The sequence below is a fragment of the Edaphobacter bradus genome (genome assembly GCF_025685645.1).
In the GTDB taxonomy this organism is placed as follows: Bacteria; Acidobacteriota; Terriglobia; order Terriglobales; family Acidobacteriaceae; genus Edaphobacter; species Edaphobacter bradus.
The window spans coordinates 1,154,920-1,180,696 of record NZ_JAGSYF010000001.1 but is presented as its reverse complement, the minus strand read 5'-3'; the positions used below and the strand labels follow the sequence as shown (position 1 = coordinate 1,180,696).

The 25,777-nt window shown below is 60.5% G+C and carries 22 protein-coding genes and 2 tRNA genes; 11 read left to right on the top strand and 13 right to left on the bottom strand.

The window, feature by feature from the left end:
- Nucleotides 1-22: 22 nt before the first annotated feature.
- The 3 genes from OHL16_RS05035 to gap form a co-directional block, all read right to left on the bottom strand.
- Nucleotides 23-400: a RidA family protein gene (locus OHL16_RS05035; RefSeq protein ID WP_263365964.1), complete on the bottom strand. Its 378-nt coding sequence runs from the start codon at nucleotides 398-400 to the stop codon at nucleotides 23-25.
- A 369-nt stretch (nucleotides 401-769) separates the two neighbouring features.
- On the bottom strand, nucleotides 770-1,042 hold the full coding sequence (locus OHL16_RS05030) for a hypothetical protein (protein WP_263365963.1): 273 nt from the start codon (nucleotides 1,040-1,042) through the stop codon (nucleotides 770-772).
- Nucleotides 1,043-1,184: 142 nt separating this feature from the next.
- Complete coding sequence (gene gap, locus OHL16_RS05025) at nucleotides 1,185-2,189, bottom strand: type I glyceraldehyde-3-phosphate dehydrogenase (RefSeq protein WP_263365962.1); 1,005 nt, start codon at nucleotides 2,187-2,189, stop codon at nucleotides 1,185-1,187.
- Nucleotides 2,190-2,427: 238 nt separating this feature from the next.
- On the opposite strand from gap, the gene OHL16_RS05020 reads away from it, so the two are divergent.
- From OHL16_RS05020 to OHL16_RS04995, 6 genes are all read left to right on the top strand, one after another.
- The gene (locus OHL16_RS05020) at nucleotides 2,428-3,219 is read left to right on the top strand and encodes an AAA family ATPase (RefSeq protein WP_263365961.1); all 792 of its coding nucleotides are present in this window, start codon (nucleotides 2,428-2,430) and stop codon (nucleotides 3,217-3,219) included.
- Between the two features lie 27 nt (nucleotides 3,220-3,246).
- Nucleotides 3,247-3,999, top strand: a complete 753-nt coding sequence (locus OHL16_RS05015; RefSeq protein WP_263365960.1) for an ATP-binding cassette domain-containing protein — start codon at nucleotides 3,247-3,249, stop codon at nucleotides 3,997-3,999.
- On the top strand, nucleotides 3,999-4,628 hold the full coding sequence (locus OHL16_RS05010; RefSeq protein WP_263366234.1) for an ABC transporter permease: 630 nt from the start codon (nucleotides 3,999-4,001) through the stop codon (nucleotides 4,626-4,628). Before OHL16_RS05015 ends, OHL16_RS05010 begins: the two co-directional genes overlap by 1 nt.
- The gene (locus OHL16_RS05005; protein WP_263365959.1) at nucleotides 4,592-5,569 is read left to right on the top strand and encodes a glycine betaine ABC transporter substrate-binding protein; all 978 of its coding nucleotides are present in this window, start codon (nucleotides 4,592-4,594) and stop codon (nucleotides 5,567-5,569) included. Before OHL16_RS05010 ends, OHL16_RS05005 begins: the two co-directional genes overlap by 37 nt.
- 88 nt (nucleotides 5,570-5,657) lie before the next feature.
- Nucleotides 5,658-6,155 carry a DUF1203 domain-containing protein gene (locus tag OHL16_RS05000; protein ID WP_263365958.1) on the top strand — a complete coding sequence of 166 codons (498 nt, stop codon included), beginning with the start codon at nucleotides 5,658-5,660 and terminating at the stop codon, nucleotides 6,153-6,155.
- A complete protein-coding gene (locus OHL16_RS04995; RefSeq protein WP_263365957.1) occupies nucleotides 6,136-6,660 on the top strand; it encodes a DinB family protein in 525 nt (174 codons plus the stop codon). The genes OHL16_RS05000 and OHL16_RS04995 overlap by 20 nt, the downstream gene beginning before the upstream one ends.
- Here OHL16_RS04995 and pstS read toward each other — a convergent pair.
- From pstS to ribA, 3 genes are all read right to left on the bottom strand, one after another.
- On the bottom strand, nucleotides 6,647-8,095 hold the full coding sequence (pstS, locus tag OHL16_RS04990) for a phosphate ABC transporter substrate-binding protein PstS (protein ID WP_263365956.1): 1,449 nt from the start codon (nucleotides 8,093-8,095) through the stop codon (nucleotides 6,647-6,649). The two genes, OHL16_RS04995 and pstS, sit on opposite strands and share 14 nt — an antisense overlap.
- Before the next feature lie 63 nt (nucleotides 8,096-8,158).
- The gene (locus OHL16_RS04985; RefSeq protein ID WP_263365955.1) at nucleotides 8,159-10,360 is read right to left on the bottom strand and encodes a DUF748 domain-containing protein; all 2,202 of its coding nucleotides are present in this window, start codon (nucleotides 10,358-10,360) and stop codon (nucleotides 8,159-8,161) included.
- Nucleotides 10,361-10,526: 166 nt separating this feature from the next.
- A complete protein-coding gene (ribA, locus tag OHL16_RS04980; protein ID WP_263365954.1) occupies nucleotides 10,527-11,165 on the bottom strand; it encodes a GTP cyclohydrolase II in 639 nt (212 codons plus the stop codon).
- A 102-nt stretch (nucleotides 11,166-11,267) separates the two neighbouring features.
- Here ribA and OHL16_RS04975 point away from each other — a divergent pair, with 102 nt between their 5' ends.
- The gene (locus OHL16_RS04975; RefSeq protein WP_263365953.1) at nucleotides 11,268-12,686 is read left to right on the top strand and encodes a sensor histidine kinase; all 1,419 of its coding nucleotides are present in this window, start codon (nucleotides 11,268-11,270) and stop codon (nucleotides 12,684-12,686) included.
- A gap of 28 nt (nucleotides 12,687-12,714) precedes the next feature.
- Here OHL16_RS04975 and bshA read toward each other — a convergent pair whose 3' ends face one another.
- The 3 genes from bshA to OHL16_RS04960 all read right to left on the bottom strand — a co-directional run bounded on the left by bshA (nucleotide 12,715) and on the right by OHL16_RS04960 (nucleotide 14,895).
- Nucleotides 12,715-13,851, bottom strand: a complete 1,137-nt coding sequence (gene bshA / locus OHL16_RS04970) for an N-acetyl-alpha-D-glucosaminyl L-malate synthase BshA (RefSeq protein ID WP_263365952.1) — start codon at nucleotides 13,849-13,851, stop codon at nucleotides 12,715-12,717.
- A 22-nt stretch (nucleotides 13,852-13,873) separates the two neighbouring features.
- Entirely contained in the window at nucleotides 13,874-14,767 is an 894-nt protein-coding gene (locus tag OHL16_RS04965; protein WP_263365951.1) for a ChbG/HpnK family deacetylase, read from the bottom strand.
- Between the two features lie 51 nt (nucleotides 14,768-14,818).
- Nucleotides 14,819-14,895: transfer RNA gene (locus OHL16_RS04960), tRNA-Val, on the bottom strand.
- Between the two features lie 191 nt (nucleotides 14,896-15,086).
- On the opposite strand from OHL16_RS04960, the gene OHL16_RS04955 reads away from it, so the two are divergent.
- The 3 genes from OHL16_RS04955 to OHL16_RS04945 all read left to right on the top strand — a co-directional run bounded on the left by OHL16_RS04955 (nucleotide 15,087) and on the right by OHL16_RS04945 (nucleotide 17,498).
- Nucleotides 15,087-15,163, top strand: a tRNA-Asp gene (locus OHL16_RS04955).
- Between the two features lie 199 nt (nucleotides 15,164-15,362).
- Nucleotides 15,363-15,701, top strand: coding sequence for a DUF427 domain-containing protein (locus OHL16_RS04950; RefSeq protein WP_263365950.1), 339 nt, complete (start codon nucleotides 15,363-15,365; stop codon nucleotides 15,699-15,701).
- Between the two features lie 33 nt (nucleotides 15,702-15,734).
- Entirely contained in the window at nucleotides 15,735-17,498 is a 1,764-nt protein-coding gene (locus tag OHL16_RS04945; RefSeq protein WP_263365949.1) for an MOSC and FAD-binding oxidoreductase domain-containing protein, read from the top strand.
- 58 nt (nucleotides 17,499-17,556) lie between these two features.
- Here the strand turns inward: OHL16_RS04945 and OHL16_RS04940 are convergent, their stop codons facing one another.
- Nucleotides 17,557-19,848, bottom strand: a complete 2,292-nt coding sequence (locus OHL16_RS04940) for a Tex family protein (RefSeq protein ID WP_263365948.1) — start codon at nucleotides 19,846-19,848, stop codon at nucleotides 17,557-17,559.
- A 678-nt stretch (nucleotides 19,849-20,526) separates the two neighbouring features.
- On the opposite strand from OHL16_RS04940, the gene OHL16_RS04935 reads away from it, so the two are divergent.
- Nucleotides 20,527-22,137 (top strand): lipase maturation factor family protein, encoded by a 1,611-nt coding sequence (locus tag OHL16_RS04935; RefSeq protein ID WP_263365947.1) that lies wholly within the window; start codon nucleotides 20,527-20,529, stop codon nucleotides 22,135-22,137.
- Nucleotides 22,138-22,259: 122 nt separating this feature from the next.
- Here OHL16_RS04935 and OHL16_RS04930 read toward each other — a convergent pair whose 3' ends face one another.
- The 3 genes from OHL16_RS04930 to OHL16_RS04920 form a co-directional block, all read right to left on the bottom strand.
- Nucleotides 22,260-22,832, bottom strand: a complete 573-nt coding sequence (locus tag OHL16_RS04930; protein WP_263365946.1) for a response regulator transcription factor — start codon at nucleotides 22,830-22,832, stop codon at nucleotides 22,260-22,262.
- Between the two features lie 147 nt (nucleotides 22,833-22,979).
- A complete protein-coding gene (locus OHL16_RS04925) occupies nucleotides 22,980-23,882 on the bottom strand; it encodes a S1C family serine protease (RefSeq protein WP_263365945.1) in 903 nt (300 codons plus the stop codon).
- A 177-nt stretch (nucleotides 23,883-24,059) separates the two neighbouring features.
- Entirely contained in the window at nucleotides 24,060-25,772 is a 1,713-nt protein-coding gene (locus OHL16_RS04920) for a hypothetical protein (protein WP_263365944.1), read from the bottom strand.
- Nucleotides 25,773-25,777: the final 5 nt, after the last annotated feature.

The following is a 25,777-nucleotide window of genomic DNA, read 5'->3' as shown; positions in this document are numbered from 1 at the left end:
AGGCGCGTTTTGTGATGTTGCGCTACTGTTCGGGGATGAAGGCATCGGCTTCGATCTCGATGCGCCAGTGGGGATTGAGAAGTTCTTTGATGATGACCATTGTGGCGGCGGGGCGGATGATGGAGAAGAATTTGCCGTGGACGCGCCCGGCGGCCTCCCAATCGGAGGTGTGGGTGAGGAACATGCGGGTGCGGTAGACGTGCTCGATGGAGGAGCCGGCGTTCTTGAGCGCGGTGGCGATGAGGTTGAGGCACTGCTCGGTCTGCTGGGTGATGTCGCCGTCGTCAGCGCCGACAGGGCCTGTGCCGGAGACGTGGACGTGGTTGCCGAGGCGGACAGCGCGGGAGAAGCCGATGATGGGCTCGTAGGGGGATGTGCCTGGGATGTTTGTGCGAGTCATGGGTTTATTTGAGAGTTGATACATGTTCTGTCGCTTAGCGATAGAAGAGGGAACGGATAAGCATTGCGATCAAGATTGGCGCTGTGTAAACCGCTATCCAGAATAGAATTTTGCGAACGACTACAAAAATTCTTGTAAGTTGTTCGTCCCAAGTCAACGGAGGCGCGCTTGCTTTTACTTCGTAGCTAGGTTCGATTCGATTTCCATGATCATCATAGTTGATAACGACGCGGTTTTCGCTGACATACGGCCCAACTAGGTAATCACTACCTGACGGACGCTGTGGAGGGATCGGTTGCTGATCGGGGACTTGGCCTGAACCCGAGCACCAACGGCAGTTTTCATTTGTTCCTCCGCATGAGCACGGTTTCATCGTCGTTCTGAATCTGGAGTTTGTTCCGAAGCATGGCGCAAAGGATTCGGCCCGCTCCATTCTCGGACCACTTCCTCCTTGCCGCCCTTCGTTCGACGAATGATGCGAAATGGTCCATCGCGTAGGCTGCCCTGTGGCATTCCATAAGCCTCGACGCTGAGCCTCCATGTTTCTTCAAAGCGCTCTGCAGCAGTTCGGTTTTGCCAGTAGCGAATGCTGGCGAGCCGTTCTTCCTTGGTTCCTGTGTCTTTATCGACCTCGTCGCACATGGAACCCCTTCTCTATTTTACAAGCGCAGGATTGGAGACTGGAGTTTAAGTGGCGAAGCGAAAAACCTTGCCGCTTCGAGCAAAATGCGGGGGTTCTTCGCTTCGCTCAGAATGACGAGCGTTTAGGGAGAATCTGACTTGCTTAGAGGCCCTTCTTTACGAGGAAGAGGATGAGGTCTTTGACGCGGTTGGAGTAGCCCCATTCGTTGTCGTACCAGCTGACGACCTTGCCGGTGTTGCCGATGACCTTGGTCAGCTTGGAGTCGACGATGGAGGAGAGTGCGTTGCCCTTGAAGTCGGAGCTTACGAGCTCTTCGTCGGTATAGCCGAGGTAGCTCTTGAGCTCGCCGTCTGCTGCGGCCTTGAGGGCGGCGTTGACGGTCTTGACGTCGATTGGCTTCTCGGTGACGAAGGTGAGGTCGACGACCGAGACGTTGGGGGTGGGGACGCGGATTGCGAAGCCGTCGAGCTTGCCGTCCATCTCGGGAATGACGAGTTTGAGGGCCTTAGCGGCGCCGGTGCTCGAGGGGATCATCGAGAGCGCGGCGGCACGGGCGCGGCGGAGGTCCTTGTGTGGCGTGTCGAGGATGACCTGATCGTTGGTGTAGCTGTGGATCGTGGTCATGATGCCGGACTGGATCCCGAAGGCGTTGTGCAGGACCTTGACGACGGGCGCGAGGCAGTTCGTCGTGCAGGAGGCGTTGGAGATGACGTTGTGCTTGGACGCGTCGTACTTGCCCTCGTTGACGCCGAGGACGATGGTGATGTCCTCGTTGGTGGCAGGGGCGGAGATGATGACCTTCTTGACGGTCGAGCCGAGGTGAGCCTTGGCCTTTTCGGCGTCGGTGAAGAAGCCGGTGGACTCGACGACGACCTGAGCGCCTACGCTGGCCCAGTCGAGCTTGGACGGGTCTTTCTCAGCGAAGACCTTGATCTGCTTGCCGTCGACGTTGATGCAGTCGGCGCCGTGGGTGATTTTGTTAGGAAGGTTGCCGAGAATGGAGTCGTACTTAAGAAGGTGGGCGAGCGTGGCCGGGGTGGTGAGGTCGTTTACGGCTACGAATTCGATTTCGGGGTTGCCGAGGGCGCTGCGGAAGACGTTACGTCCGATACGGCCAAAGCCGTTGATACCTACCTTTACAGCCATGATTACGGTTGCTCCTGTCTGTTTGAGTGCGTTGAACCAATTATTTGAGTGCGTTGATTCAATTTTAGAACGCGGGTGGGCAGGCTGCACATCTGCCAAGGGGAATCTATCACATCAGTGTTTGGCGCCCAGGAGGGAAGAATCTCGCGGCGGCGGAAGTGCCTCAGATTTGCGACAGGCTTATACGCTGTGTTACAAGCGACATATGCGCGAACTGCGCGAATGGATGCGCGAAAAGATGAGACGACGTCCTAGACGTGGGCCGAACGATTCGGAGTCCACGGGGAAGAGCGGACAGGAGCTCCCGGCGAACCAGCCGGCTCCGTTGAGACCGGCCTATCCTGATGCACCGCCGGCACGTGCCGCGGAGCCTGAGTTGCCACCGGTGGTTGAAGCCAAGAAGGAGCCCGTCGCGGTTGCGGTGCCAGCCCCTGAGCCGGCCCAGGAGCCGAAGATGGTGGTGGAGACGCAGCCTGAGTCGCTGGGGACTCCTCCGGCAGAGCCGACGGCGGTGAAGTCGCCGAAGGGATACGTGGTGCTGGCGATTGGACTGCCGGGATCGGGGAAGACGACTTGGTATAAGCGGCGCGGAGTGACTCCGCTGTCGAGCGATATGCTGCGGTCGATCTTGTTTGACGACATCACAGAACAGCGGTATCAGGGGCTGGTGTTTTCGACGCTGCGGAGTTTGCTGCGCGCGAGGCTGATTGCCAAGATGCCGTGGAACTACGTGGACGCCACGAACCTTTCGCCGCATGAGCGCAGGCAGTGGATCAAGATGGCCAAGAGCTTCGGGTACGAGGTGCAGGCTGTCTTCTTCGATGTGCCGCTGGCCGTGTGCATGGAGCGGAACCGCAAGCGCGACCGCGCCGTGACCGACGAGGTGATGCAGAAGATGGCGGAGCGGCTGAAGCCTCCTACCTTCAAGGAAGGGTTTGAGAAGATCACGGTGGTGAGGGTGAAGGGTCAGCCGGGGACGGAGCCTGCTGCTCCGGTTACGGCGGAGACTCCTTCGGGCGTGGTCGAGTAGCGACAATCAATCTATCGAGCAGGGAAGATGCCCATGGCCGGCGTTGAGTTCGCGAAGGTGAGCTACACGTTGGCCGATGGGCGTTTTTTGCTGCGCGATGTCTCGCTGGAGCTGGCTGCCGGAACGACGACGGCCGTGCTGGGGCGGAGCGGGTCGGGCAAGACGACTCTGCTGCGGATGGTAAATGGGCTGGTGAGGCCGACCTCGGGTCAGGTGAAGGTTGGGGGCCGGGACGTCGCGACGTCTGATGCGGTGGAGCTGCGGCGCGGGATCGGGTATGTGATCCAGGAGACGGGGCTGTTCCCCCACATGACCGTGGAGCAGAACGCCGGGCTGGCGCTAGCGCTGGCGGCGGGTCGCACTAACGGGGAGATTGCGGCTCGGGTGGCAGAGGTGCTGGGGCTGGTGGGGCTGGACTTTGCGGAGTACCGCGGGAGGTTTCCGTGGCAGCTCTCAGGAGGGCAGAGGCAGCGGGTGGGGCTGGCCCGGGCGCTGGCGAACGATCCGGCGGTGCTTCTGATGGATGAGCCGTTTGGGGCGCTGGATCCGCTGACCCGGGCGGAGATGCAGACGATGCTGAAGAGCCTGCTGGAGCGGGTGGGGAAGACGGTTGTGCTGGTGACGCACGATCTGAACGAGGCGCTTTATCTGTCGGAGAGGGTGATTTTTCTGGAGGGTGGACAGGTGGTTGCCGACCTGCCCGCGGGGGAGGTTCTGGAGTCCGAGAATCCTCATGTAAAAGATTATGTTTCCGCGGTACATCGCGGAGTGACAGCGTGATGGACTTCATCCAGTTGCATGGATGGGAGGTCGGGCGGCTGACCTTTGAGCATCTTTGGTTGACACTAAGCGCGATGCTCTTTGCGGTGGGGATCGGGCTGCCGCTGGGAATTCTGCTGACGCGGAGGCAGAGGCTGGCGGGGCCAGTAATCGGGTTTGCGAATGTGGTGCAGACGGTGCCTAGTCTGGCGCTGTTCGGGCTGCTGCTGCCGGTGCCGTGGCTGGGGGAGAATGCAGCCAGGCTGGCGATTGTGGCGCTCACGGGATATGCGCTGCTGCCGATTCTGCGGAATACGTATGCGGGAATCGGGAGTGTGGATGCGGCTCTGGTGGATGTCGCGAATGCGATGGGGATGACGGGGTGGCAGCGGCTGGTGAAGGTGGAGCTGCCGATAGCGGCGAGCGTGATTCTGGCTGGGGTGCGGACGGCTACCGTGACTTGCGTGGGAATCGCCACGATTGCGGCGGCGATCGGGGCAGGTGGGCTGGGGGAGCTTATCTTTCGTGGGGTGGCCAGCGTGGATAACCGGCTTGTGCTGGCGGGGGCGATTCCCGCTGCCCTGCTGGCGTTGGTGGCGGATGCTGGGCTGGGATGGGTGGAGCGGCGCGTGACGGTGCGGCGGGCATGAAGAGCGAGACGGCGAGTCAGCAAGTTAGCGAGTCAGCGGCTCGGGGACGACGCGGAATTTTTCACAAGGTTGGGATTCTTGGGTTGCTGCTCTGTGTGGCTTGTGCTCCTCCTCGGTCTTCGCGGGTGGTGATTGGTGCGAAGAATTTTACTGAGCAGGTGGTGCTGGGGGAGCTGCTGGCGCAGGAGATTGAGGCGGTCACCGGGCAGTCAGTGGAGCGGAGATTTTATCTGGCGGGGAGCTATCTGTGCCAGCAGGCTTTGGTGAGCGGCAGGATCGATGGGTATGTGGAGTACACGGGGACTGCGCTGACGGCGATTTTGAAGCAGCCGCTGCCTCCGGTTGGGCAGCGCGACGCGGCGCGGGTGTTTGTGACGGTGAAGCAGTTGTATGCGGAGCGGTATGGGGTGCGGGTGGAGCCGGGGTTGGGGTTTGAGGATACGTTTGCGATGGTGGTGCGCGGCGAGGATGCGAGGCGGTGGGGACTGAGGACGATCTCGGATGCGGCGCCGCATGCCGGCGCGATGCGGCTTGGGGTGGGGTATGAGTTTGAGCAGAGACCGGATGGGTTGCGCGGGTTGGAGGCGGCTTATGGGTTGAGGTTTGCCGGGGCTCCGCGGGTGATGGATCTTGGGCTGCTATATCGGGCGCTGACTTCGGGACAGGTGGATTTGGTGGCAGGGAACTCGACGGATGGGCCGATACGGGTGCTGGGGTTGGTGATGCTGGAAGACGACAAGCACTACTTTCCCCCGTATGAGGCCGTGCCGTTGGTGAGAGAGGATTCGTTGCGGCAGCATCCGGGGATTCAGGTGGCGATGGATCGACTTGCGGGGAGGGTTTCGACGGATGAGGTGCGAGCGATGAATGATGCGGTGGATGGGCAGCACAGAGATGTGGGTGAGATTGTGCAGGAGTTTCGCAGGAGCAAAGGGCTTTGAGTTTGGGGGAACTTTGCGGAGTGTCGGTTTGGCGGGGTTCCGCGAGACTTGCTTCAGCGGCTGGAGGTGATGGCCGCGGAGGTGAGCGATGACTGAGATTCGAGTGATTGCGTTATCGACGGATACGGTGAAGAAAGTGCTGAAGACGAAGCGGTCGCCGGGATATGGGCACCCGGCGTTTACCGAACTGGCGAACGGGTATGGGCCTTGCCGGCATTGCCTGCGGCCGTTTCGCGTGGGCGAGGAGATGCGGACGCTGTTTACGTGCAACCCGTTTTATATGGTCGCGCCGGTGCCTGCTCCGGGGCCGGTTTTCATCCATACGGAGGGGTGCGAGCGGTATGACGAGATGGCGGGGTATCCGAGACAGTTGCTGCAATATCCTGCGGTAATGGATGGATATGACTTCGAGCAGCGACTGCTGATACAGCGCACGGCGGCCGGAGGCAATCACGAGATGGTGTTGCGTGAGATATTCGAGGACGCGGCTGTGCGGTATGTTCTGGTGCGCGACCTCGAGGCGGGGTGCTTCGACTTTCGAGTGGAGAGGATGGAGGTGTTGGTTGATGGAGGAGCGGAAGATTGAGCCGTGGCTGCGAGGGACGCGGACGGAGGTAGACGCGATGAGGCGCGGGGTGATCCATGCGCTGGAGCTGGCGGCTGAGGATATGACGCGGTGGTCTGAGGGGCTGAGTGACGAAGAGATCGAGGCTCGGCCAATGGGGCTGACTTCGGTGGGGTTTCATCTGCGGCATATTGCGCGGTCGCTTGACCGGCTACTGACGTATGCAGAGGGGCAACAGTTGAGCGAGCGGCAGTTGAAGGCGCTGAGGTCGGAGATGGAACCCGGAGCCGGTCGTGAAGCTGCGCTGATGGAGTTTGCTGAGGCGATTGAGGTTGCTGTCACGCGGGTATTGAAGATCATGCCGGGCAGTTTTGAAGAGGCACGTGGAGTAGGGAAGAAGATGCTGCCGACGACGGTTGGAGGGCTGCTGGTGCACTGCGCGGACCACACGCAGCGGCATGTGGGGCAGGTTGTGACGACAGTGAAGGCCTTGAGGGGAGTCGTGCAGAAGACTACTTCGATTTGAAGGTTGCCAGGAGTTGCAGCTCGCTATTGACGATCTCTTTGGGGAGGGGGTTGTAGGCGAGAGCGGAGCATTCTTTCTGGCCCGCGGTGAGCATCCATTCGAGGAACTCGGCGACGACTGATTTTGTGGCAGGATCGGGCATGGACTCGGGGATGAGCAGCCAGGTAAGGCTGGTGATGGGGTAGGCGTCCTTCCCAGAGGCGTTGGTGAGAGGGGAGTAGATGCTGCTTTCGTTGCGGGAGATGTTAGCTGCGGCAGCGAGAGTAAGCAGGTTTGCCTGAACAAAGTTGCCAGCGGCGTTGCGGACGGTTCCGTAGCTCAGCTCGCGCTGGATAGCGAAGCTGAGTTCTGTGTAACCGATGGAGTCGGGTGTGCTGGCGACTGCTGTTGCTACTTCATCGTTACCTCGAGCTTCTTTGCCCACGGGCCAATTGACTGTGGTCCCGCTGCCGACGGAGGCTTTCCACTCGGGGCTGGTCTTGCTGAGAAAGTCGGTCCAGGCGAAGGTTGTGCCGCCGCCATCGGAGCGATGGACGACGACGATCTCGTGGTCGGGCAGTGTGACGTGATGATTGATGGCGGTGATTCTGGGGTCGTTCCAGCGGCGGATCTTGCCCATGTAAATGCCGGCGAGTACGTCTGGGGTGAAACGGAGATCTCGGCCGACGTTGGAAAGGTTGTAGACGGGAACCACCGCACCGAGAACAGTCGCGAATTGGAGGATTGCGGTGGGCATCTGCGCCATTCTGGCAGGCGAGAGTGGAACATCGGATGCGGCGAAGGTGAGTTTGCCGTCGCGGAGTTGCTGGATTCCTGCCTCCGAGCCGATGGCGTCGTAGGTGATGACGAGGCGGGGATGGCGCTGCTGGAAGGAGACGAACCACGCCTGATAGAGAGGCGCGGGGAAGGTAGCTCCGGCGACCTTGAGGGTAAGACCTAAGTGTTGAGCTGGTTGATCGGGGGATGGCTGTATTGTGCTGTCGTGAAGAGCGGCAAGCATTCTTTTGGCGACCTGGTTAGCGAGGTCCTGCCGGATGCTGGAGGAGGATTTGCTTGGGGTTACGAGATACGACCAAAGCGTCTCACTGTCCTTGCCGGTGATTTGTGCTGAGAGGTAGCCTCCGTAGACCGGGTATTGATTGGTTGCGCGCGGGCTCACAGAGACGTAGGCACGGACCCAGATCTCTCCTGTTCCTCTGAGCACGGCGTCGGCGTGGGCCGGATCGGGAACGATTTCGAGTGCGGGGTTCTTGCGCAGGTCATTGATGATTGCCTCCCTTAGTTCGGGGCCGCCAAGTTTTCCAGTAAAGGAGTCGACGTAAATCTTTTTGATTTGGTTAAGAGCGTCAGCGGTCTGAGCCGGGGCTGAGGATGTCAGGAGCAGGAGCGCGGCAAAGCTTGCAAAGACAAACCGAGTGAGAAGACGAAGCATCATAGCGGCTCTTTCCAGGCCGAAAGAGTATCACTTGTGATTGGCTGGTTTATGAAGACGTGTGTGTCATTTGTGCTTGCCGAGCAGGCCGCCGAGTGCGTTGGTGAGGGAGTCGGTCGTGCTGTTGGATTTGCCTGAACTGGATTTTCCTTCGAGGTAGCTGCTGGCGGCGCTGCTGGCCAGTCCGGCCATGTTCGGGGCGAAGGTGGGGTTGGAGGTGGTGCCACCGATTTGAACGGGGATTCCGTTCTTGAGGGCTGCTCCGGTGATGTTGCCGGCAGCACCGGTGGCCGCACCTCCTGGAATCATTCCCAGGAGCTGGCCGGCGACGCCTCCTGCACCGGCGGAACTGGTGGCGCCTCCGCGGCCTCCTCCAGAGAGGATGGTGGGCTTGAGGATGACGTTATAGTTGAGCGCTCCGGCAGCGGAGATGGTCCCAGCTCCTGTCGCCGAACCCAGAGCAGGAACGACGAGGGAGACGTTGTCGGTGCGGACGTTGCCGTTCTCGATGTGAAGATTGGTGCTGAGGGATTGAATGGCTGTGACTGAGCCGGTTTTGGCCCCGGTGAGTGCAGTGACAGCGGACAGTTTGGAGCCGAGGTCGAAGCCGGCGAGGTTGGTGTTATCGAGCCGGACCGGGCCGTTGATGATGGGGGCGGCGGAAGAGCCGGTTACGTTGAGGTTGGTGGTGAGGGTTCCCCCCTGAAGCCGCGAGCCGCTCGGTAGATGGACGCCAACCGAGGGAAGAAAGGCTTCAAGCTCGTCGATAGGGACGGATTGAGCGCTGACCCGGAGATTAAGAGCTGTGGTCGGCCCGCTTGTCTGGTAGGTGCCGGTAGTGTTGATAAGAGCCTTACCGATCGTAATGACGGCCCTTTGGATCTGACCAGTCAGGGCCTGGACATTCTGCGCGACGCTGAGCTGCACATCGACGGGTTTGGGTGAGGGTGAGCCGTTCTTCGCCAGACGAAGACCCTGCACGTTTGCAGAGACGTTGGCGTTGAGTGTCTTGCCATCAGAGAGAGCTTTGAGATCGATGTTGGCGAGGCCGCTGATGCCGGCGTCAGGAGCGACCACTCCGCTGGAAGTGAGATCGAGGTGATTGAGGACGGCGTGGGCGTTGAGCGGCGTGGCTGAGGCGTTGGCCTGATTGATGGGGCCCGCGGTGCCGTCCGCGGTGAGGGAGCCCCCGCCGGGGATTTGTGCGCTGAGCTTGAAGGGCGAGGGGGCGGTGGGGGAGATGTTGCTGACTTCGGCGTTGAGCCGCTGGTAGACGGCTGGAGTGGCCTGGCCGGTAGTTGTGATGGTGAGGGTGCCGTCCTTGATCTGGAGATGGTCGGCCGTGAGAGTGCTGAACATGTCGTTGCTGTTTGGGGCGGGCGGCGGCGTGGCTGCCGTGGGGGTGTTCGAGCGGACAAGGGTGAGCTTGGGAGAGTCGACGAGGAGATTGGCGACGTGGAGCTTCTGGCCGTTCCAGTTGGCCCGGACGTCGATGGAGTTGATGATTCCGGTGACTCCGGCGGTTGAGTCGACGAAGCCTGCGGCGAGAGGATCGAGGTGCTTGACCTCGAGATGTGCGGTGAAGGGGGTAAGGGAGGCGTCCTTTGGGTTGATGGGACCTGCATTGCCGCTAAGAGAGACGGTTCCATCAGCGGGTAGGTGCGCGGAGGCGGTGAAGGGAAAGGATTTGTCGAAGGAGAAGTCTTTGGCGTCGAGGTTGAGCTGGTCGTAGGTCCGTCGAGGCGTGGCGGCCGCGCCGGGAGCCGGCGTGACGCCTACGGTTATCTGTCCGTTGGTGATGGTGACGCGGCCGACGGTGAGGTTGGGGACCATGGTGCCGGCTTCTTTGTTGGCTGAGGTGTTCTGCTGCGCGCTGCCGATAGTGGAGTAGTTCCATTTGCCGGCGGCTCGGAGAAGGATGATCTTCGGCGAGTCAAGAACGAAGCCGGTGATGTGGATTTCGCGGCTGAAGATAAGCGGGATCATCTCGATGCCGATTTTGAGGCGGGACACCTGCAGAAAGGGCTGCGTACTGAACGCGGGGTCGTCGGCGAGAGTGGTGTTCTGGGCGACAAGACTGCCGGACATGACGGAGAGATCGAGCTTGCCGAGCGTCGCTTTGCGCCCGAGGGAGGCGGTCAGAGCCGATTCAATCCGGGTGCGGAAGCTGTCGGCGTTGAGAAAGAGCGGGATGGAGAGAATGGCGAGGAGGATGAGTGCGAGGATGCTGCCGAGGCCGATCAGGAGGGTGCGACGGGGAAGTGCCATGCGGGAGCCTCTCATTCGTGCAAACCGAAGATATCTGGTCTGATGAAGCTGACAGACCTGGAGTTTACTCCCTATTCAATTGAGAGAGATAAACAGATACACCTCAAGCGGATACGTGACTTGAGGAGAGTCTAGATTCGGACATCGCTGGAAGTGGTTTTGCCGATTAGCCGACGAGGTGGCCCATCTTGTCGCGCTTGGTCTGGAGGTAGCGCTCGTTGGTAGGCTCGGTGGGGACGATGGCGGAGATGCGCTCTGCAACCTTGATTCCGGCGAGCTCGAGGGCCTCGACCTTGGCGGGGTTGTTCGTGATGAGGCGAACAGCTTCGACACCAAGCTGCTTGAGGATCTCGGCGGGGAGCTCGAACTGGCGGCAATCGGCCTTGTAGCCGAGCTCGAGGTTGGCTTCGATGGTGTCGAGACCCTGGTCCTGGAGTTCGTAGGCGCGGAGCTTAGCCATGATGCCGATGCCGCGGCCTTCCTGCTGCTCGTAGAGAAGGATGCCGGAGCCAGCTTCGGTGATGGTGGCAAGGGCAAGCTCGAGCTGCTGGCGGCAGTCGCAGCGCAGGGAGTGAAGGACATCGCCGGTGAGGCACTGGGAGTGAATCCGGACGATGGGGGGCGCAGAGTGAATGTCGCCCATGACGAGCGCGACGACCCCTTCGATACGGCTGGTAGGGGCGGGCACGTTGTCGTTGCAGGACTCCGGGTTGTCGCTTACGCCCTCGAAGCCGAGGATGCGGAAGTGTCCCCAGCGGGTGGGAAAGTCAGCGTCGGCTACCTTGCGGACGGACGAGAAAGGCATGGGGCGATTATACGTTTCTACGGTAGAAGGGCTCACAAGCATTAGATTCAACAGGCACAGGTTGGATGCAAGCGGGTAGAGGAGCAGGCGTAAAGTAGTGGTGTGGCCAATATCCCGCAATCTCTGATCCTGGTTACGCTGCTGGTGAAGCTGGGCGTAGCGGCGGCGGTGTCGAGCTCGCTGGTGCGGTCGAACACCTTCAAGAACCTGATGCTGGAGCCGCGGCGATCTCCGAAACGGACAGTGGCGCTGGTGGCGATGATCTGCGTTCCGCTGACGCTCGGAGTGTTGATTCGGACGACGGTGTCGAACTTCCTGGCGGCAGATCTCTCGTTCGAGACGACGATTCTGCTGGGAGTCCTGGTGGGGCCACTGTCGGCAATGGCGGGCGGGGCGGCGCTGGCGCTTCCGGCCTTGCTTCACCATGAGTACTGGACCCTGCCGGTGAATCTTGCGGTGGCTGCGGTGGCAGGGACCTTTGGCAGGTTTGCCGACCCGGAGGATGTGTGGTCGTTCTCGCCGATGATCGACCTGAGCATCTACCGGTGGGTGACGCGAAATCTGCAGCGTCCACACCTGGACAGGCAGGTATTGCTGCTTGTGCTGATTGCGGGCATGCAGTTGTGCACGAGCATGCTGGCGCGGTTCTACCCGAAGAGGTACTTCACTCTGCACTCGGACGAGTGGTGGGTGGAGCTGCTGATTTGCGCGACCGCTCCCATTGTGGTGGGGATTCCACTGAAGATATGGAATGCAATCCGGGTCGAGCGGAAGCTGGAGGAGCAGGAGAGGCTGCTTTTGGAGGCGAGGCTGGATGCGCTGCAACGGCAGATCAACCCGCACTTTCTGTTCAATACGTTGAACTCGATTACGTCGCTGGTGCGGTCGCGGCCGGAGCTGGCGCGCGAGATGATTGTGAAGCTCGCGAATATCCTGCGCGTGCTTCTGAAGGACCGCGATGCGTTTGTCCCGTTTCACGAGGAGTTGGCCTTCACTGATGATTATCTGGACATCGAGGTGGTGCGGTTTGGCGAGAAGCTGAAGGTGGTGAAGGAGATTGCTCCGGAGACGCTGGATGTGGTGGTGCCGGGAATGTTGCTTCAGCCGCTGATTGAGAACAGCATCAAGCATGGATTGGAGCCGAGGATCAGCGGAGGAACGGTCACGCTTCGCAGCAGGATTATGAATGACGGCATGCTGATGATTGAGGTGGAAGACGACGGCGTAGGGATACAGCCTGATCGGCCTCCGATTCCGAGAGTGAGCGGAGAGACGCCTTCGGGGACCGGCATCGGCATGAAGAACGTACGCGAACGCATGCAGGTGCAGTATGGCGATCTGGCAACTGTAGAGGTGAACAGCAGACCAGGGCGCGGAACGAAGGTCACGCTGCGGATGCCGATTCTGCATGCGGCTGAAAGCTGGCCGCACGGCGGGCAGGTGATTGAGGCGGCGACGAACGCGATGGGGAGTGTTGTCCGGAGGGTCGCTGGCGGCGTTGGTTCAGGCTGGGGATCGTAGAGGATTACGGGGCGGGTGGCGTGGTGGGCTACGTGCGATCGATGACGCGTCGGTAGTAGTCCTCGTAGAGAGGGATGATACGTGAGGCGCAGAAGCGGTCCTGTGCTGTCTTGCGCGCGGCGGTTGCTAGCTCGTTCAGGCGGGTTTGGTCGAGGAGTAGTCTGACGGCTGCATCGGCCATGGAGTCTACGTCGCCCACTTCGAAGAGCAGGCCGTTTATCTGGTCATCGATGAGCTCCGGGACTCCGCCGACGCGGGTGGCGATGGCCGGGACGCTGCAGGCCATGGCTTCGAGGGCGGCGAGGCCGAAGGACTCCATCTCGCTAGGCATGAGCATGAGGTCGGCAAGCGGGAGAAGCTCGTTGACGTTGTCTTGCTTGCCGAGGAAGTGGACGCGATCCTGTATTCCGTGATGCAGGGCAAGATGCTCGGCGAGGCTGCGGTCGGGGCCGTCGCCGATGAGCATGAGGCGCGCAGGAAGAGCACGGGAGACACGGGCGAAGACTTCAATGACGTCAAGCACGCGCTTGACGGGGCGGAAGTTGGAGAGGTGGACGAGAAGCCGCTCATTGGGTTGCGCGAATCGGGGGCGCATGGCGGCGACAAGCTCGGGCTTGCGGACGTAGACGTCGCAGTTGACGAAGTTGCGGATGACCGCGATCTCCGAGGTGACGTTGAAGGCCTCCCGGGTGCGATCGCACAGGTATTCGGAGATGCTGGTGACGCCGTCGGAGCGGATGATCCCGAAGCGCGTGATGGGAAGGTATGAGCGGTCGAGGCCGACGAGCGTGATGTCGGTGCCGTGCAGCGTAGTGATGATGGGGAGGGTGCGGTTGCGGTCGGCAAGCATCTGTTTGGCCAGCAGCGCGCTGACAGAGTGAGGGATCGCGTAATGGACGTGCAGCAGGTCGAGCGAGTAGAACTCGGCGACCTCGGCCATGCGAGTCGCGAGAGCGAGGTCGTAGGGCGGGTGCTCGAAGAGAGGGTAGTTAGTGACGGTGACTTCGTGGAAGAAGATGTTGGCCTCGCGGCCGGTGAGGCGAAAGGGCTGAGAGTAGGTGATGAAGTGGATCTGATGGCCGCGTGCGGCGAGTTCGATGCCGAGCTCGGTGGCGACCACTCCGCTGCCGCCGTAGGTGGGATAGCAGGTAATGCCGATCTTCATAAGGCTCCTGACGGCTCTGCGGTTAGAGATGCTTTTCGATCTGCGGCAGCGCTCCGAGGTTACCGTAATTGATGAGCCCCGGCGGGTTTGGTTGCGCAAGTCGTGAAGGAATAGCGGACATGAGCGCCTGCATCTCGATCTCGCGGTGCGTGCGAAGGCGGGTGTTAATGCGGTCGAGGTCGGCGTCGTTGTAGCCGGGATGACAGACCAGTTCGAAGATTCCGGAGCCGGGAAGGTTCGCGAGGAGCTGCGACAGCGTGGCGGGGTTGACGTTGCCGGTGGCCGAGACTCCCAGGGTCCCATCGGTGGTGAGGATATGGGCGTGGCGGAGCTGGTTGTGACGTTCGAAGGCCGGGCTCAGCCGGTTGAGAAGCGAGAGTTGCAGGCGGCGCTTGAAGCCTGCGTGAGCGAGTCTCTGTGTGAACTCTGGCTCGAACGGATTGCGGATGGCCGGGATGGAGGTGTGTTCGAGGACGCGGAGAAGCGGGCGCGCCACGGCAGGGAAGAGGTGAGTGTGTTTGTGGGTGTCGACGTGGGTAACGTCGATGCCGGCGCGCTGAAGCTTCTGAATCTGGGCGAGGGCCTCGCGCTCGATCTCTTCCTCACGAACTTTGCCTCGGAGAAGGGCCTGAACGAAGTCGATGAGGGAGGGGCGGAAGGTTCTTCCGTCGGGGCCGAGAAGAGTCGGGATGGTCTCGGGGAGCGAGACGGGGACGCCGTCGGTCAGGACGACATGGCAGCCGACGCCGAGAGATGGATTGGCACGGGCAATGGCGACGGCCTCGTCGAAGGCGGGGCCGGTGGCCATGAGGGTTGTCGAGGTGAGAACGCCGGCGCGGTGTAGCTGCTCGATGGCGCGATTGATTCCGGAGGTTAGGCCGAAGTCGTCCGCATTAATGATGAGGCGGCAGGACATGAGGGTGAGGTGTGATGGGATAAGACGACTGCTCAGGCTGAAAGAGCGAAGTGGTGGGCGGTGAGGGACTCGAACCCCCGGCATCCTGCTTGTAAGGCAGGCGCTCTAACCAACTGAGCTAACCGCCCCATCGCTGCGCTCAAGAACCATGTTCAGTGTATGAGACCAGAGAGCGAGATGCAATGCAGGCTGTTCGTTTGGAGCAAGATGCCGCATTAGGATGGCGTTTGATTTGACCGTACGGCGCGGAGTCGATACACTCAAAAGTGTTGCGTGTGAGGTGAACCTCGCAGGCAACATCCAAGAGATTACCTCTTTTGGGGACGTAGCTCAGTTGGTTAGAGCGCTGCCCTGTCACGGCAGAGGTCGCGGGTTCGAGCCCCGTCGTCCCCGCCATGATCCTAAATACCTTAGATCATGGGTGACCCCAGAAAAGACAGAGGTCGTGGGTTTGATACGGGTGCAATAGCACCCTATCCGCCGATTTGTGGGTGTGTTGCATCCTTCGTTTCACCCAGATTCAGAACCATCATCCTCAAAACCTTGCTTTGTGCGGACCGCTGGCGAAGTTGCCGGAAGTCCGCGGTTCATACATGTGAGTGTTGACGATTTTCGCGCCGTCCGTGACAACCTCGGAGGCGACAACCATGTGACAACAGGCAGGCAGATCCTGTACAACATCGGTGACGTGCGTCTGGCAGCATGGTCGTATCCTGACGCCTATCCTGGGGTCGGCCGCATTACTAACCTGGTGTCGTTCGAGCCGGACATCATCTCGGTACATCTCGACGGCACGCAGCTCCATCTTGAGCCGGGTCAGACGGTGATTCCGCATGGCCCCGATCGCGACCTCACCGTCGACGAAGTGCTCCGCCCTGGAAGTGGCCTTGAGCGAGCACCCGGCGGCGCGCCCGAAGCGGCTGCGGGCGGTTAAGCGGGGTTCCGGTCCTCACCAGAGTGGAGGGACATGGCTCGACTACTATCAGTGAATGTCGGACTTCCGCGCGACATCGAGTGGAAGGGGCGCACTGTGCACACCGCGATCTGGAAGGATCCAGTGCGTGGCCGCTGTCGGGTGGGCCGGTTGAATTTAGAGGGAGACGGTCAAGGCGACCTGGCCGGACATGGCGGTGAGCAGCGCGCCGTCTTCGTCTACCAGATCGAATCCTATCGATTTTGGCAGGAGCACCTGAAGAAGACCGGCGTCGTCCACGGACAGTTCGGCGAGAACTTCACGATCGAAGGATTGCCCGACGATGCCGTGTGCATCGGCGACCGTTATCAGATCGGCAACGCACTGTTCGAGGTTACTCAGCCGCGCGTTACCTGTTATCGCGTCGGCATACGGATGAACGAGCCAAGGATGCCGGCATTGCTGACATCCAGCGGACGGCCGGGGTTCTACTTCCGCGTCTTGCAGGAAGGCGTGGTATGTGCCGGCGACGAAATCGTGAAGGTAGGAGAAGCGGAAGAGCGAATGACTGTCGCAGAGATCAACGCGCTCCTCTATTCTCCCAATCATCCACGCGACCGGATGGAGCGCGCTTTGCGGATCGAGGCGCTTTCGCCCGGATGGCGTTCTTCGTTTGAGGCGTTACTGCAGAGCCAGACGACTGCTCCGGGGAGTGGTAACGCGGGGCTCGCGCCGGCATCGGCTGCGCATCCGGCTGCACCAGGATTTCGGCCGCTCGCGGTGACTGCGATCGATCAGGAGTCCGCGGACGTCCTCTCGCTGACGATGCGAAGCCCGGACGGTCAGCCGCTGCCAACCGCTCTGCCCGGGCAGTACGTGGTCTTGCGTCTTCCGTGGCCCACAGAAGGCACGCCGCTTTTTCGCAGCTACTCGCTCTCGGGTCCCCCCTCGACGGAGCGCTATCGAATCAGCGTGAAAATCGAGCCGAATGGAGTGGCTGGAACCTACCTGCGGGAGCATGTCCGAGTGGGCGATGCACTTGACGTCAGCGCGCCGCGCGGAAGCTTTATTCTTCAGTCCGGAGAGGGGCCGGTGGTGCTGCTCAGCGCGGGAATCGGGGCGACGCCTGTTCTGGCGATGCTGCACGCGCTGGCGGCGGTCCGCTCCACACGGCAGGTCTGGTGGCTGCACGCGGCTCGCGATCGGCAGCATCATCCATTCGCCGCCGAAGTCTGCCACCTCATGCTCACACTAACGAACCGGCGCAGCTATGTTTGTTACAGCAGGCCGGGCTCGAGCGACAAGATGAGCGGGAATTTCGATGCTACCGGACACCTGTCGCGATCAGTCTTCGACGAGGTCGGCATCCCACGAGAGGCGGAGGTCTATCTCTGCGGGCCGACTCGCTTCATGGCGGACATGAAAGAGGCGCTCGCTACCTCGGGCGTGGCGCCGGAGCGGATTCACGTCGAACTCTTCAACGGCAGCGAGTCGATGACTCCTGGTGTTGTCGGCGCAGCGAGGCGAATTCCGCATTTGCCCATTGACGACGCCAACACAGGTCCGCTGGTATCGTTCGCGCGCAGTGGGATCGCCGCACACTGGAAGGCGTCGACCTACCAGAGCATTTTGGAGCTGGCCGAGGCGTGCGACGTCCCGGTCCGCTGGTCGTGCCGGACCGGTGTTTGTCACAACTGTGAGAGCGGTTTGGTTTCGGGGGCGGTCGTCTACGGACCGGAGCCGCTCGATAAGCCTACAGAAGGCAACGTTCTTGTTTGTTGCTCACAACCGATTCACGATGTCGTCATCGATTTGTGAACACCTGATTGATCCGATTGCGGAGGGTGAAGAAAACGGACCTCGCGCGAACGCGGGATTAACGAACCTTCCAACGGGTGGAGAGGGCAGCCAGTTTGTCCTCCATGGTCTGATGTTGTGAGATGGTTTGCTTGTGAGGCTTCGGTACAGGTCGGGTATTTGATCTTGGGTTAGGGCGTGCTGCGGCGCCGGACGGAGCCATCAGGGCCTTCATGGAGAGGGCGATGCGCTTAGTGGCCGCGTCTGCGCTGAGGACCTTCACCTTGACAATCTGGCCGGCTTTGACCGCCTCGTTGGGATCCTTGATGTAGCGGTTGGAAAGCTCAGAGATATGAACCAGACCGTCCTGATGGACGCCGATGTCGACGAAGGCGCCGAACTTCGTGACGTTGGTGACGACACCTTCGAGGACCATGTCCGGCTGTACGTCGGCGATCTCCCGGACTCCTTCGTGGAAGATGGGTGCAACGAACTTGTCGCGCGGGTCACGGCCGGGCTTGCGGAGCTCTTCGAGGATGTCGGTGAGGGTGAAGGTGCCGGCGGCGAAGCTGGATCGGTCGATGCCGTCGAGGAGAGTAGGGGTGGCGATGATCTGGTCGATGGGAGCGTTCAGTGAGGCGGCAATCTGCTCCACCAGGGCATAGCTCTCTGGATGGACGGCCGTGGAGTCGAGGGGCTGCGAGCCGCCACGGATGCGAAGGAAGCCGGCCGCCTGCTCAAAGGTCTTGGCTCCTACGCCGGGGACTTTCTTGAGCTGGGCGCGGTTGGTGAAACGGCCGTTCTCGTCGCGGAACTGAACGATGTTGAGCGCGGTGCGCTCGGTGACTCCGGACACATAACGAAGGAGCGTCCAGGAAGAGGTGTTAAGGTCGACGCCAACCTTGTTGACGCAGCTCTCGATGGTGGCCTCGAGCGATTGCTGAAGCTGTCGCTGATCGACGTCGTGCTGGTACTGGCCGACCCCGATGGACTTAGGATCGACCTTGACTAGTTCGGAGAGAGGATCCTGAAGCCGACGTGCGATAGAGATGGCGCCGCGGACGGTGAGGTCGAGGTCAGGGAACTCCTGGCGAGCTACGTCGGAGGCCGAATAAACGCTGGCCCCCGCCTCGCTTACCATAACTTTGAAGATGCCCGTCATGCTGTGTTCGGCGAGGAGGTCGCGCACGAACGCGTCAGTCTCCCGGGAGGCGGTGCCGTTGCCGATGGCGATGGCACGGACGTTGTGCTGACGGATCAGGGTGGCAAGGGTCTGGCTGGCCTTGGCGGTCTGGCCAGTGTGAGGGTAGATGACGTCGTGGGCGAGGAACTTACCGGTTTCGTCGACGATGGCGATTTTGCAGCCCGTACGGTGGCCCGGGTCAATTCCGAGGGCCGAGATTGGGCCGGCAGGGGCGGCGAGCAGGAGGTTGGCGAGGTTGTCGCGGAAGACCTGGATGGCGTCGATGTCGGAGCGCTTCTTGAGATCGAGGCGAAGTTCGCCCTGGATGCTGGAGTTCAGGAGCCGGGCCCAGGAGTCTTCGATGGCGAGATCGAGTTGGGTGGTCCAGTCGCCCGTGTGCCCGAGGATGTAGCGGCGGATAACACCGGTTGCCCGGGCCGGGTCGAGCTCGATGAGGAAGTACAAGACGGATTCGGCTTCACCGCGGCGGATGGCGAGCATGCGGTGGGAAGGGATTGTTTTTACGGGCTCGCGGTAGTCGTAGTACATCTTGAACTTTTCCTGGGCGTCTAGAGCGTCCAGGGACTTGCGGCTAACAATGACGCCCTCATCGTGGAGGAGCTGGCGGAGGGCTTTGCGGAGGTCGGCGTGCTCGGAGATGCGCTCCGCGACGATGTGGCGTGCACCCTCGAGGGCCTCGGTGATGTTGGCGACGCCCTTGGCTTCGTCCACGAAGGTTGAAGCGAGTTCGAGGAGGGGGTGCGCCGCCGGCTGCTGTGCCCAGATGTAGTCCGCGAGGGGCTCCAACCCCTTCTCGCGAGCGATCGTGGCCTTGGTGCGGCGTTTGGGGCGGTAGGGAAGATAGAGGTCCTCGAGCTCGCCGCGGTCGAGTGTGGTCTCGATCTTCTGCCGCAGATCGTCGGTGAGCTTTCCCTGTTCGGAGATGGAGGAGAGGATGGTCTCGCGGCGGCTGACAAGGTCGCGAAAGTAAGCAAGTTTCTCTTCGATCTCGCGGATCTTGACTTCGTCGAGAGCCCCGGTGGCCTCTTTGCGATAGCGCGCGATAAAGGGGACCGTCCCGCCTTCGTCGAGGAGCGAGATGGTGGCGACCAGGGAAGCGAGGGGGATGTCCAGAGTTTGGGCGACGTGCAGAAGAATGTCGGGGGAGAGTTGCTTTGCTTCGTTCATGTCCTAAGTGATCTTAACTCTTGGCGCGGAGGAAAACGCGTTTTGGGCCGAGCTCACGACGCGTGAAATTGAGCCGGGAAGCCCGCTCCATCCTCTAGCTATACTCTCGAGCTACAGAGATGGTTGTGTGGAGTATTCCTCCTTGTCTCGATCGGCATAGTCGAGCAGGGGCAGTTAGAGCCGCCGGGCGTCCGTTAGAGGTGCCACTTGTCCGGGGCCCACTCAGATAGGTCGAGAAACGAGGCCGTGAAGCCGACATCATTGTGCGAGGACAGGGATGCCGAGGCTACGAGCAAGCCCGTTTGTCTGTCCTCGAGCTATTCATCCAGATGCAAGGAGAGAACGACGAGGATATGAGTGGTCTTCTGACAATCTTGAGACATCGATGGGGATTAGGTCTTCCCGAACTTATATCCAAAACCTTCTTCTTCCCCGCAACCTGGGCCGTCCGACCCCTCGCTGTATCCCAGTACAGCTTTCGAATTCCGGGTCATTCTGGGCCGTCTCGCAAATCTAACGCGATCTCGTAAGCGCGAGGGAGGCGGCGCGGACTCAGATCCTCTTTGGGACGGGAAGAGTTATGGCTCAGTGACCTAGATACCGGATTAATGCTGAAACATTTGCCGACGAGGCGCTTTGACCGGTGCCTACAGCATCCAAATTCTCAGATGGTATGCAATGAACAGGATCGAAAGCATCTACCGCTATCTGTTCGATTCGGAATCTGGTTCCGTGAATCACTTCATCGCGCGCTGGCTCTTTCTGCGTGCGCTCGGTGTTATCTACTTTTCAGCTTTTTTCGCGCTGCTCTTTCAAGTACGCGGTCTAATCGGACCGCAAGGCATTCTTCCAGCCGCCGACTACTTGCAGGCGGTAGGTACCTTGGGCGGTCTACGCTTCTGGTATGCCCCTACGCTTCTCTGGTTCTCAAGCAGCGACCATACGCTGATGGTCCTCTGCTGGACCGGTCTCATCGCCTCTCTCATCCTTGTTGCCAACGTCTTGCCTCGCGTCATGCTGCTCGTCTGCTTCGCCAGCTTTCTCTCGTTCGTCAGCGCGGCGCAGGACTTCTCCGGCTACCAATCGGACGGCATGCTGTTGGAGGCGGGTTTTATTTCGCTGTTTCTCGCGCCCTCTGGCACCTTCCCCGGTTTGGGCACAGAGCAGCCTTCCGCACGAGCTCCTATACTTCTGCTGCTGTGGGAGTGGTTTCGAATCTACTTTGAATCGGGCGTTGTCAAACTCAAGAGTGGAGACCCCACATGGCGCAATCTGACGGCGATGTACGAGTACTACCAGAATGGTCCGCTGCCTACCTGGATCGGATGGTACCTGCAGCATCTGCCGCACTGGTTTCACATCGCCACCGCCGCTGCCACGCTTGTGATGGAACTCGTCCTCGTCTGGTTGGCCTTTCTTCCACGCCCCTGGAGAATCGTCTGTTTCTTCATCGTTACGGCGTGGCAGGTCGGTGTCATCGCCACCGCGAACTACGCCTTTCTTAACTACCTTGTCCTTGCACTCGCAGTCCTGTTGCTGGATGATGCATTTCTACAACGATTCTTCTTGTGGTGCCGGCGGACTGGTCTCAATCACAATGCGCGTGTCGCCAGAGAAGAGCCAACCCTCACTGTCGAGGAAGGGAAGACTCGAACGAAATCAAATCTGCCAGCGTCTCTTCGCTCCGCCATATTCGCTGTTGTGCTCACGTGGATCTTCTACGCGACCATCGTCCCCCTCGTGAAGATGTTCTGGCGTGATGCTCCGTTTCCCGCAAAGCCGGTAGCCGTACTTGAACCCTTCCGCATTGCGAATGAGTATGGCCTGTTTGCCGTCATGACACCGCACCGTTATGAGATCGAGTTTCAGGGATCGAACGACGGAGAGCATTGGGTTGCTTATCCCTTCCGTTACAAGCCGCAGACGCTGAATGAGCGTCCACGCATCTATGCGCCCTATCAACCTCGGTTCGACTGGAACCTTTGGTTCGCCTCGCTTGGCTCTTGGCAGCAGAATCTGATCGTTCCGCAAACCGAAGAGCTTCTTCTCGAAAACGATCACGCCGTACTTGAGCTCTTCGCCGGCAATCCCTTCCCCGACGCACCGCCACGTCTGGTTCGTGCCGTGCTTTGGCAATATTGGTTCAGCACTCTGGAACAGAAACATATCGAAGGCGAGTGGTGGCATCGCCAGTTCCTTGGCGCCTACGCCCCGACACTCATCCGGCTTCCCGACGGTCGTTTCGCGGTGGTGGACAAGTCCACTTTCAATAATCTGATACGACCCTAAGCAACTCAGGACGGATACACCCATCTGCCGTCCCGTACCATCCCCCACTTCGTTGCACAGGGAAATCACTAGTGCCGTATCGAATCCTTTCCGGACCTAACAGTTCTCCGGCGCTGCTACATCTAAATTGCCACTAAACCACGCATCATGCCGACGGTGACGGCTTCCGTCCGGCTCGCCGCATCGAGTTTCGCCAGAATTGAACTGACGTGAAACTTCGCTGTGTGTTCGGAGATATCAAGCCGCGAGGCTATCTCTTTATTCCCAAGACCGAGCGCCATCAGGCGCAAGACCACTGTCTCTCTTGCCGTCAGATGCTCGACAACTCTCTCAGTTGCCTCGATCCCGTCTGCCGTGTTCCAAGCGGCGTGCTTAACTTCTGTCTGCCAGAACCGCTCCAATGTGACCGCCAGGCCCGCTACAGTGGCCCTAATTGCAGCGAGCAATTGATCGGATGTCACATCCAGAGGAAGGATAGAGTGGATATGAAAGGCTGCAGCTCGCTTCCGGAGAAGGGCATGGATTTGGCTGGCCAACAGAACAGTCGGCGTCGAGGAAAGCAGGGCTGTCAACTCGCCGTCGTTCTGCCATGCAACGGCTCCTAATTCTTCCGTCGCGATAACGATTGCATCCGGATCATCGTTCTGGGCGCGATAGACCAGAGTGGAGGGCGATGCAACGGAGAGCAGGTCCACCTCCACCATAGATCGAGGAAAAAACATAGACTGCGTCCGCACACTTGAGTCGACGCAGGGCAACACTCGCAAGGGTTTGGGCCGGGTGGTCACGCCTACCTCTGCTCCCCGCTTTCTGCCACGATCGAAGGAATCAGCGGCACGAGTTCAGCCACGATCTGCGACGCTCATGGTCAGGTCCACTTTTACACCTCCGCGGAAGACGGCCAGGGAGATAGTGTCTCCGATGCGCGAAGCAAGGAGTCGATGCAGAATCTCGCGCACACCAGCAACAGGCTCCCTATTGAATGAGACAATCAGGTCTCCCACCATCACACCCGCCAGCGCGGCAGGCGCCTTCGGTTCAACGTGCGTTACCAGGAGTGCCCCATCTGCCCCGCCAGGAAACAGCTCCCGTGCTGGCTCAGGGATGGGAATCGGCTGCATGGCGAGGCCAAGAAATGGACGAGGCACATGGCCGAGTTCAAGGATGTCTTCGACAACCCGGCGGATGGTCTGCGCTGGAATGGTGATAACCGCCTGGCGAGCCAATGCCGGACTATTGATGCCCAGCACCTGTCGCTGTTCAGTGACCAATGCGCTGCCCGACTGACCCACATAGAGCCGAATATCTGGACGGATCAAACTGTCGATCGCTCCTCCGCGCCAGGTTCGCCATGCGCTGCCGGTACGGGCGATGATTCCGCAACTTGCGGAGATATCTCCCAACCGGGAACGCCCTACTGACAGCACAACATCTCCGGCTCGGGTGACCACACCGTCCGCGCTTGACGCCGGCGTCAACTTAACCGAGTCAATGCCAAGCACGGCGAGATCGGTCGTTACATCGCTCCCGATCAGACGTGCGTTGAGCGGTTCTCCGGCAAGAATGATCTTGATGCCCTCGCGAAGGCGAAGGCTGTGATGCGTTGTTACGATCACGCCCGGCCGCCACACCACTCCGCTCGAGGTCGACCTTCCACCGCTGTCAATCGCGACGATGCTGTTCTCAAGCGCCGCGATCGTGTCCGCGAAGGAACTCGACAGTTGAGTCCATAACGACTTTTCCATTCGGTTTGCCACGACATTGCCCCCTTACTTCGGAGTTATCGTGACACGTTTACCACGTGGGGCGCATCCGCCAATTGACTAGGAATGTCTAAGGACAATTGCGCGCAGAAATTACTAGCGTCGGACGAACGTTCGAACACCCACACTACCAGTCTGTAGCCACTGAGCCCGTTGGATTCACGGAGCGCTGGACGCCATCACTGCGGCGATTGGAATGCCGAGCAGGACTTTGATGGGTACAGGTTCCTCGCCAAACGATGCCGCCTGAAACGCCCAGTGCATCAGACACTCTTCAAGCAGAACGCTCAGCTTCGGATCGGGCGACTGAAGAACGTGGAACGCTTCGAGTTTGCCCTCCGCGCTCAACTCAGCCTGCACGACCATCATGCGACCGACATTTGCTGCGACAATAGAGGCGGGAAACAGTGGCAAAGCTTCTTTGACCGCGTACGGCGGCGCGAGTGGAACGCCGAGATGTGCCTTCCGGATCTCCTGAGACACGCCGTACTGCAGGCTCCATCGTGAGCTGTGGATTCCGATGTTTGTGACGTCGAGGTAGATCGTGTAGGTCGGACCGCCATCGCGAAACACGCCGTAATCACGCAGTCCGCCGCCGCTGGAGCCACTTGAGATGATGGTCATGCCGTATCCCTCGCTGTGCGGGATCTGCTTTGCTGGCGGGGCCGGACTTGGGGGCGGTGTCGCGTCCGTTATCTTATTGCGGGCTACGACCGTGACGTTGGCGAAGGGGCCGGATTGCGAGCCTGTGCTTCCGCCAGCGCCGGAGGCGGGGCCTTTTACGCCCGATCCTGCGCCAGCCGTGATCGCGGCGGCGGCCGCGCCGTGGCCGTCGGAGCTGTTGGAGTGGCCGCCACCTGATGAACTCTTGTCATCGCCGCCGGACTTGCCCGCGCCTGTCCCGCCCCCTGCGACGTTGGTGGCCGATGCTCTGCCTGTGTTGCCGGGCGTCTGCGAGGAAGACGAGGAAGACCCCGGAGCGGACGACGAGCCTTGCGGCAGCAGGGACGGAACAACTTCGAAGGCCCCGTGTAACTCTCCTGGCGGAGGATCGCCATGGGCCGTGGCATCCGCTGGGCTGACGGCGTTGATCACCAGCAGGTTTCGATCGTCAGTGCCTGATTGTGGATGAGCTGTCTGGGAAGATGCTGGAGCAGCTGTGCTTGCGGTCGGTTCGACATGCCGCGAGGTGGGTGCCGGCGCGGCGGGCTGCTGCACCCTTGCGATCACGGCCTCGAGCGCAGGTGTTGAACTCACTGGAACTGGAAGTCTAGGGTGCTCCCTCGTTGGAAGCGGCGGGACAGGAGATTTGCTGATCAGTGCTGTCTGGTCGGGCTGCGTCAGATCGATCGGCGTCCCATTCTGTATCGAAGCGGCCGTCGGGATCGGTGGAGCCGCACGGGTGACCTTCACCTGCGGCAGATTGGGCAATACGAGAGACCGCGGCATGGCCAGTTTGACCATATTGGGCAGAGGAACAGGGCGCGGCAGCTTGGGGGGCGACAGCAGGTCAGGCTGCAGCACGGTCTGCGTCGAGTTATCGGGGGTAGTCGGAGCCGAGACGATGTGCTGGACGCCATAGTAGGTCTTAGTGCCGTTATGGCTGTCGGCGGAGGAGTTCGTCTTCTCCGGCGCGCGGTGCTGGGGACCGCTCTGTCCTTCTGCCCCGGCCTTGACCAACTCGGGCAGGGGAGTGATGTTGTCGAGGCGTTGAACCAGGTGAGCTTCTTCGGGGTCTGCGGGAGCGAGCGCCGGGGTGGCCCTCAACAGCGCCACTACGCCGAGCAACGTGCAGTGAAGCATCATCGAGTAGACGAACCAGCGTCCGGGAAACCCTGTCATCCGCGCCAGGGTGGGAGGTGATATGGGCATCCAAT